Annotated in this window: 6 protein-coding genes; 2 read left to right on the top strand and 4 right to left on the bottom strand. The window is 72.6% G+C overall.

The window, feature by feature from the left end; translation table 11 throughout:
• The first annotated feature begins 881 nt into the window (after window positions 1–881).
• Window positions 882–2,399 carry a carboxylesterase family protein gene (locus ABZS66_RS58885; RefSeq protein WP_354773294.1) on the top strand — a complete coding sequence of 506 codons (1,518 nt, stop codon included), beginning with the start codon at window positions 882–884 and terminating at the stop codon, window positions 2,397–2,399.
• A 244-nt stretch (window positions 2,400–2,643) separates the two neighbouring features.
• Here ABZS66_RS58885 and ABZS66_RS58880 read toward each other — a convergent pair whose 3' ends face one another.
• Together ABZS66_RS58880 and ABZS66_RS58875 are read right to left on the bottom strand one after the other, a co-directional pair.
• Window positions 2,644–2,865 carry a hypothetical protein gene (locus ABZS66_RS58880; protein WP_354773292.1) on the bottom strand — a complete coding sequence of 74 codons (222 nt, stop codon included), beginning with the start codon at window positions 2,863–2,865 and terminating at the stop codon, window positions 2,644–2,646.
• 179 nt (window positions 2,866–3,044) lie between these two features.
• Entirely contained in the window at window positions 3,045–4,442 is a 1,398-nt protein-coding gene (locus ABZS66_RS58875) for an MFS transporter (protein ID WP_354773290.1), read from the bottom strand.
• A 115-nt stretch (window positions 4,443–4,557) separates the two neighbouring features.
• On the opposite strand from ABZS66_RS58875, the gene ABZS66_RS58870 reads away from it, so the two are divergent.
• The gene (locus ABZS66_RS58870; protein WP_354773288.1) at window positions 4,558–6,126 is read left to right on the top strand and encodes a nucleotidyl transferase AbiEii/AbiGii toxin family protein; all 1,569 of its coding nucleotides are present in this window, start codon (window positions 4,558–4,560) and stop codon (window positions 6,124–6,126) included.
• A gap of 260 nt (window positions 6,127–6,386) precedes the next feature.
• Here ABZS66_RS58870 and ABZS66_RS58865 read toward each other — a convergent pair whose 3' ends face one another.
• Entirely contained in the window at window positions 6,387–7,262 is an 876-nt protein-coding gene (locus ABZS66_RS58865) for an SMP-30/gluconolactonase/LRE family protein (protein WP_354773286.1), read from the bottom strand.
• 19 nt (window positions 7,263–7,281) lie between these two features.
• Window positions 7,282–8,226 (bottom strand): sugar kinase, encoded by a 945-nt coding sequence (locus ABZS66_RS58860; protein ID WP_354773284.1) that lies wholly within the window; start codon window positions 8,224–8,226, stop codon window positions 7,282–7,284.
• Window positions 8,227–8,344 lie beyond the last annotated feature (118 nt).

The raw sequence follows: 8,344 nt of genomic DNA, 5'->3' as shown, positions 1-8,344 counted from the left end.
CGGTTCGACGTCGGCTGGCGTTCCTTCACGTGCCGAATCTTATGTCTGGCCAACACTCAGCTCATGGAGTGCCTGTGAATGTTTGCGACCGACCTCGTGGAGAGGCTGCTCGTGATTCGGCTGTCCCGGTGAGAAGCCTCAGCGAGAAGTGCGGGCCGCACGCACATCGGCAGTTCAGCGCACCGGCCGGCGGTCGGACCCGCGTCACACGGCGTGACGGACGTCGCCGACCCTGCGCGCACGGTCGGCGGCAAATCCGTAAACGTGATCATGGTGGCGTGGACCCGATGACGCCGTCAATCGGCGACCGCAATCCAACTCCGCGACGTCGTCGGTCGGGGGCGCCGAGACAGCAGCGAACCGGCGCCAGATTCGCCCAGGCGGGACGTCCGACGAGCGGGGTTCGGTGCGCCTGCCAGCGAACTACGCCGACAGGCTGCGCTACGACAGGGGTCATCACCATGCTGTCGGCGCTGAACCCGACCCAGACCGTGTCGTGCAGTGACGGCAGGAGGTCGGTCAGCCCGGACTGTGGCATCCACGGGCACAGATACGGGGCATCGTCCCCGTTCATCGGCAGGATGTCGGTCTGCCGGACCTTGGGGATCCAGGGCTCTGGTGACCTCGGACCACGACGATTCCGAGGTCGTTCATGCGCTTCTCAGGCTAGATATGATTTTCGCTATCGACGAATTCTTATCTCGTCTGTCCGAGGGTGTGGCCCGCTCCTGGCTGGCGGCCTCATCTTCACCGGTACGCCGGCGGCATCGGCAATCTCGGCGTTTTCCCGAGCCCGGCCAGACACCGTTTAGCCGGTTGGAAGGCGTCGGTGAGAGCCGGCGACCTTACCGTCTGATCGATCCGTACGGCTAAGGAGAGCCATGTCCGTGATAGTGCAGACCCGAGCGGGTGGGGTACGAGGCGTGACGGAGGACGGGATCTCGGTCTTCCGCGGCATCCCGTTCGCCGCCCCACCGGTGGGACCGCGCCGATTTCAGGCGCCCGAGTCGGCGCAGCCCTGGGACGGGGTACGCGAGGCCGACGTCTTCGGACCGCCGCCGCCCCAGTCGCGGATGGGTCTGCCGCCCAACGCCGTGCGGGCGGGGCCTATCCGGCACGACCCGACCGACTGGCTGACCCTCAACGTCTGGACGCCCGATCTGGGCGCCACGAACCTCCCCGTCCTGGTCTGGATCTACGGCGGCGCCTACCGGTTCGGGTCAGGTGGTGACTACAACGGCCGCCCGCTCGCGGGCTCTGGCGTGGTGATCGTGACCGGCAACCACCGCGTCGGCGTCGAAGGTTATGCCCAACTCGACGGCGCGCCCGCGAACCGTGGCCTGCTCGACCAAATGGCGATCCTGCGCTGGGTCCAGGCCGAGATCGCGGCCTTCGGTGGGGACCCGTCGCGAGTCACCATCTTCGGCGAGTCGTCCGGGGCCGGCGCGGTCGCGGCGCTGTCGGTGATGCCCTCCGCTGTTGGACTCTTCGCCGGCGCCGTCGCGCAGAGCGTTCCCGGCACCTTCTTCACCACGGCACTCGCCCGTGATATCAGCGCCGAACTGGTCGCGCCGCTGGGGCTCGAACCGTCGGCGGCCGCGCCCGCCGACGTCGAGCCAGACCGCCTGCTGGCCGCGCTGAGGCAGCTCGACGCCCGGATGCCCACGATCGGGCGCTGGGGAAGGATCGCGCACTCGTCCACGCCGTTCTCCCCGCTCATCGACGGTACGGTCCTGCCCGTCGATCCGTGGCGGGGTCTCGCGTCCGGCGCCGGACGCGACGTGCCCCTGATGGTCGGGCATAACCGAGACGAGTGGCAGCTCTTCCACGTCATGGACGGCCAGCTGGGCAAGGTCACCGACGAGATGGCGACGGCGACGATGGAGGCATTCGGCCCCGGCCCCGACGCCCCGGCGCGCCTCCGCGCCGCATATGCAGGGGCGAGCCCGGAGGAGCTGTCCGTCATCGTGCTGTCCGACCGCCTGTTCCGTGTGCCGAGCCAGCGCCTCGCCGCCGCGCAGACCGCCGGTGGCGGGCGGGCCTACCTCTACGAGCTGACCTGGCCGAGCCCGGCCGCCGGTGGCGTCCTGCGCGCCTGCCACGGACTCGACGTACCGCTCGTCTTCGGCGCGCTCACCGATGGCCTGGCCGAGTTCCTCGTCGGCAGCCCGCCCGACCCCGGCGCGATCGAGATCTCGGCCCAGATGCGCGGGGCCTGGGTCGCGTTCGCCCGCGACGGGGACCCCGGCTGGCCAACCTACGACGAGCGGCAACGGTTGACCCGCGTCTTCGACCGCGACCCGAACGGTGGCGTGCGCGCCTATCCAGAGGAGGTCAGTCGTGAGCTCTGGGCCGCGTACGAGATCGAGGTCGCCGATCTGCCATCCACAAAGGACTAGCGGCTACCGCGCGTGCCACGGCCAGTCGACAATGAAGCCGCTGCGGTCGAAGCCCGCCCTCGGGAAGGCAGCGAAACGCCGACGCCGCACCGCCTGGCGTGCGACCCTGCGTAACGGACACGGCGACCCGGCGACCGCACCGGGTGCGGCAAATGAGGATACGACCGGGGGCGTCCGCGGTGAACAACGCCATGTCCGCAGCCGTTGTCAGCGGTCAGCCAGTTGGAAGTGCCAGCTGACTGCGTCAGTAGGGTCGCCCGGACAGCGCGGTCGCGAGCGCGGCGGCGAGGGTACGGGCGGTCGAGCCGTCCGGCTCGCCGCGGTCGGGGTTGAACTCCGTGACGGTCAGGCCGGCGCAGCCCGGATGGGCGACCAGGACGGCGAGCGCCGCCGTGGCGTCGGCCAGCGTGAGCCCTTTGTTGTATTCGGGCCAATTCGCGGCCGGAAGGTCGTAAAAGTCGATCACGTCGACGTTGACCTGTATCGATGCCGCCCGGACGCTGTGGCGGCACGGCGTGGACCCGGCCGAGCTGGTCGATCCGCTGCTGACCGCCGCCGCTGATCCGTACGGCGACTTGAAGGCGGTGGCGCTGCTGGCGGAGATGGGCTCGACCAGTGGCAGATCCGCGCACCTGTTCTTGGGGGTCATTCCGCCGGTGGACGTGTACCGCGCTGACTGGCCACGCGGCGATCAGTTGGTACCGAGGCTGCCGCGTCGGCTTCGGCGATCGCGGTTTCAACGCGGGCGTTGGTGAGGCGGAACACGGCGTACACGCTGATGGCAAGGGTGAGGACGCCGGCGGCGAGGAACGGCGCACGCAGACCGCCGATTCCCGCCAGCACGCCGCCGACGAGTGCTCCCAATGGCATGGCACCCCAGGCCACAACACGGTAGATGCCGATCGTCCGGCCCAGCAGCGGATCCGGTGTCAACCGTTGCCGCAGCGAGCCGTAGATGACGTTCCACAGCAGGATTGCCCACCCTGAGAGCGCCCAGGCCGCACCGGCTACGTACGGCGAGCGGGTCGCACCCGCGAGGAGCATGCCCAGGCCGGTGACGACGGCGGACAGTGCCATCGTCCGGCCGCGGCCTATGCGTCTCGCAATCGGTGCAGCGGTCTGGCTGCCGATCAGCGCGCCGACCGCGCCGGTCAGGACGAAGAAGCCGAAGGCGGCCTCCGGCACGCCCAAGACCTCCCGGGTCCAGAGCACGATCAGTGCCGTAGCCATGGCGTTGGCGAATCCGAGCACGAGCACCACCGAGAGGATGGTGCGGTGCATCTCGTGGCCACGGACGAACCGCAAGGCCTGACCCATCGCCCGGACCATCGGCGTCCGCCGTCCGTGCGGCGCGCGGAAGGTGCCGGGCAACGCCAGGAGGAGCAGGACCGCCAAGGCGTAACAGGCGGCGTTGAGGCCGAACGCCGCGCTTGCCAGGAGGGCGAACATGGCGCTGGCCAGCGGCGGTCCGACGAAGCTCTGGGCCAGGAGTTCGGCACCCTGCAGCCGGCCGTTCGCGGTCTCGAACTGCTCTCGGTCGTCGACCGCTGCGGGGAGGATCGAGATCAATGTGTTGTCGTAGATCGTCTCGCAGGCGCCGAGCACCACGGCCACCGTGTACAGCAGCCACAGTGATGCGCGGTCCAGGGCCACCGCGCCGAGCAACGTCGCAATTGCGCTCGTGCGGACCACGCCGACCAGTAGCGCCAGCCGCCGCCGGTCGTAGCGGTCAACCAGCGCCCCGGACGGCAGTCCGAGCACCAGCCAGGGAAGGTAGCCGAGAGCGGTGAGCGCCGAGAAGGCGACCGGATCGCTGGTAAGGCGCGCGGCGAGCAGGGCAATGGCCACCCGGTAGATCCCATCGCCGAGATTGCCGACAGCGGCGGCCGCCCAGAGCCGGTTGAAGTTCCGGCCGAGCCCTCGACCTCTACCAGCCGCCTCGGGCCGATCCGCCGCGGACCCGTCCGGCCGGTGTTGAACCGGCGCAGAGCCGGCAGGTGCCGGTGCATCGTCAACTCCGCCCGCTTGACTCCGCTGCGCCATCCATCCACCTCACCGGACGCTCGCGGCGAAGAATAGGTCCGTTCGCGGCGAGCGCAAACGCCCACGCTCGCGCATCGGCGGGTCTCGGCCCCGCGGCGACGGCTACGCTGGCCCGGTGGCCGAGATCAACGGGACGTTCGAGATCCATGTGACCGTCGAGGCGCGCCACGGCACGGACCTTGCCCGGTTCGCCGAGCAGCACGATGTCAAGTTCCTGCACATCGTCCTGGACCGCGGCCGGTTTCCGTCCCAGCCGATGCTCACCCTGCCCGCGCACGGCACCCTCGCCCAGGCACGGAAGACGGCCGCCGAGTGGCGGGAGCGGCTGCTCAAGCGCGGGCTCGTCCCGGTACGGCTGAAGATCGAAGCGGCGCCGTGGTGCGACGGGCTGCCGCAGACCGACGACGAGGCCGCCGGGGAGCCGGCGAGGCGCTACTTCGAGCACCACGTGAAGCTTGCCCTGCCGGCCGCCCCGGTCGCCGCCATGCAGGCGGCCGCCGACATCGGCGCGGCTCACGACGCCCGCCTGTCGCGCAACGCGCGGCGCCGCCACGACGGCGGCGGGCAGGAGCGGTTCCTTACCCAGCGCTGCCACCACGTCGGGCTGGACACCGCGACGCAGCGGCTCCAGCGGCTCACCGCCGCGCTCCGCGACGCGGGCCTCGACGTGGTCAAGGTCGAGCAGGAGTACGTCGTCGAAGACTCCAACCTCGGCCACGACCGCGGCTGGATCACCCGCGAGCCCGAGTCCTGGCGCAACGAGGCCCGCGAGGCCGCGATGCGCTCCGCGCCGGCCGGCTCCCCGCAGTACCCGCCCACCTACCTGCCCGTGCCGGCGGCCGGGTCGGTGCTGCAGACGGCGGCGTTCGACCCGGCCATGCGGCACTACCAGAACGCGTACCGCGCCGGTGAGCCCGCCTTCGCCGACGAGGGCACCGGCCGGCGGTGGCGGCAGGCCCGCCGCACCGCCCTCGAACACGCCCTCGGCGCGATCGCTCGCAGCCGCTGGGCCGGCCACCTCGTGCTGCGCGGCAGCGTCACGATGTCAGCGTGGGTCGGCGACGCCGCGCGCGACCCCGGCGACCTCGACTTCGTCGTCACCCCGCACACCATCACGAGCGGCAGCGACCAGGCGCGGGAACTGCTCGACGGCATCACCGACGCGCTCGCCGCCGACCCCGGCGCCGGCCTGCAGCCCGACCGCGTCGTCCACGCGGAGATCTGGACCTACGAGCGCGCCGACGGCCGCCGCCTCGCCGTACCGTTCACCACCGACGACGGCAGCCCCGGCGGCAGCATCCAGATCGACGTGGTCTTCGGCGAGCCGCTACCGCTGCCGCCCGAGCCGATCACGCTGCCCGGCATCGACCGGCCGGTACCGGCCGCGCCGCCCGAACTCGCCCTGGCATGGAAGCTGCTGTGGCTGGCCACCGACACCTACCCCCAGGGCAAGGACCTCTACGACGCGGCGCTGCTGGCCGAACTCGCAGCACCCGACCTGCACTTCGTCCGCGACCTGCTCCGCCCCGAGCTGGGCGCCGAGGCCGACACCTTCTGCGCCGAGAGTGTGCTGGCCCTGACCATCGACTGGCCGAACTTCACGGACGAATACCCCTGGGCCGGCGGTACTGCGGAGCAGTGGCGCTGGCACCTCGCGCTCGCCCTGGAACGCGCCTGGGGATGACGCCGGGAACTCCCTCCCGGCTCCCTGGGGCTGCCATCTGGCTGCTCGGCGGTCCCGTCACAGATCCTGGGCGACCCCCCGGCAGTCGCATAGCCGCCAGGTTCGAGCCGTCCCATCGTGACGGTCCGCATCGAGTGCGCGGGCGGTTGACCGCCGCCGACCCGGCCGGTCGATAACGCCAGAAGGCCAGGGCGGCCTGCACGAGCCCGAGGCCGGGGGCGAAGGTAGGGGCGGGGCGCCGACGGGCGGTGGGGCGGCGGTCAGGGTGCGTCGGTCCAGATGACCGCGGACGCCTCGGTGCCGCGGGTTTCGACGTCGACGGCGAACAGCGCGCCGTCCAGCGGGCCCGGCGACTCCAGGCCGATGTTCGCGCTGGCGATGTACAGGCGGCGCATCCCCGGTCCGCCGAGGCAGACGCTCGTCGGCTGGCGCGCCGGCAGCCGCAGTTCGCGGTCGAGGACGCCGTCCGGGCGGTACCGGCGGACCGCCGACCCGCCCCACAGCGCCACCCAGAGGTGTCCCGCGGCGTCGACGGTCATCCCGTCGGGCAGGCCCTCACCGGGTGCCAGCCGCGCGAACGGCTCACGCCCGTGCAGCTCGCCGGTGGCCGGGTCCACGGCGAACCGGTCGATCTCGCCGAGCGTGGTGTCGGCGAGGTACATCGTGCGCCCGTCACCGCTGAACGCCGGCCCGTTGGGGATCGTCAGCCCGGTCACCGCCGCGACCGGCGCCTCGCCCGGCACGATCCGGAACAGCGTGCCGGCCCCCGGCACCGCCACGTACGTCATGGTCCCGACCCAGAACCGCCCGTGCGGGTCGGCGACGGCGTCGTTCACCCGATACGGCTGCGCGGCCGGCCCCGGCAGCGCCGCGACTGCGGTCCGGCCGCCGCCGACGTGCAGGACCTCGACGCCGGTGCCGGTCGCCGCCAGCCACTCCCCGGGCCGCCCGGCGACGGGCGCGACGGCACCGAGCGGCACATCCAGGCGCCGTACCTCGCGCAGCTCCCCGGGCTGCACACCGTCCGTCGTCAGGAGGCGACCGGCGAGCAGGTCGACGAGCACCAGCCGGCCGCCCACCCACCGGGCACCCTCGCCGAGCTCCAGCCGCTCCCCGCTCCACGGCGTCAGTTCCATCTCGCGTCGCTCCTCCGGTTCAGCGCAGCGCCGTGCCGGGCGCGTGGTCGAGCAGTGCCAGCTCGTCGCGGGTGGGCAGGCCCTCCCAGTCGCCGCGGGTGGCCACCGCGAACGCCCCGGTGGTCACCGCCCGGTCCAGCCGCCCACCGGCGTCGAGCCCGTCCAGCATGCCGGACAGCAGCCCGGCGACGAACGCGTCCCCGGCCCCGACGGTGTCGACGGCCGCGACGTGCCGCGCGGGCCGATGCAGGCTGCCGTCGGCGGTGTGGCTGGTGGCCCCGTCGGCCCCGTGCTTGACCACCACCTCGCGCACGCCTGCGGCGAGGAGACCCGCGACGGCGTCGTCGCCGGCCACGAGATGCAGCTCGTCGTCGGAGGCGACCAGCACGTCGACGTCGCTCACCAGCAGGCGCAGGGTCGCGGCGGCCTCGTCGTCGGACCAGAGCCGCCGCCGGTGGTTGACGTCGAGGCAGACGGTGGCGCCGGCCGCGCGCCCGAGCCGTGCCGCGGTCCGCACCGCCTCCGCCGGCCCGGCCCCGAGGGCGCAGGTGATGCCGGTGACGTGGACGATCCGCGGTGCAGCGGCCTCGACGGCGGCCGCGACCTCGACGGCGGTGAGGGTGGCACCGGCCGAGCCGGCCCGGTGGTAGGTGACCCGGTCGACGCCCGGCAGCCGCGACTCGAACAGGATGAGCCCCGTCGGCCGCGCGGCCTCGACGCGGGCCCACGTCAGGTCGACGCCCTCGGCCCGCAGCGTGCGCCGCACGAGCGCGCCGGTCTCGTCGGCACCGGTGACCCCGACCCACGCGGCGTGGTGCCCGAGCCGCGCCAGCCCGACGGCGACGGTCGACTCGGCCCCGGCGACGGACACCGTCGCCGTCCCGCCGAGCCGCACGGGCCCGCCGAACTTGAACGCCGCCATCGTCTCGCCGAGCGTCAGCACGTCGGCGGCGTGCGGCGTCACGCGGGCACCTCGGCGGCGACGGCGGCAAGGTACGTGGCGGCGCGGGCGCGCAGCGCCTCGGGGCGGCCGAGCAGCTGCCGTTCGTGGTACCCCTGGAGGCCCGCACGCGATACGTCGG

The organism is Dactylosporangium sp. NPDC005572 (assembly GCF_040605515.1).
Lineage (GTDB): Bacteria > Actinomycetota > Actinomycetes > Mycobacteriales > Micromonosporaceae > Dactylosporangium.
Note: the sequence above shows the minus strand (reverse complement) of the source record. Positions and strands in the feature narration are given on the sequence as shown.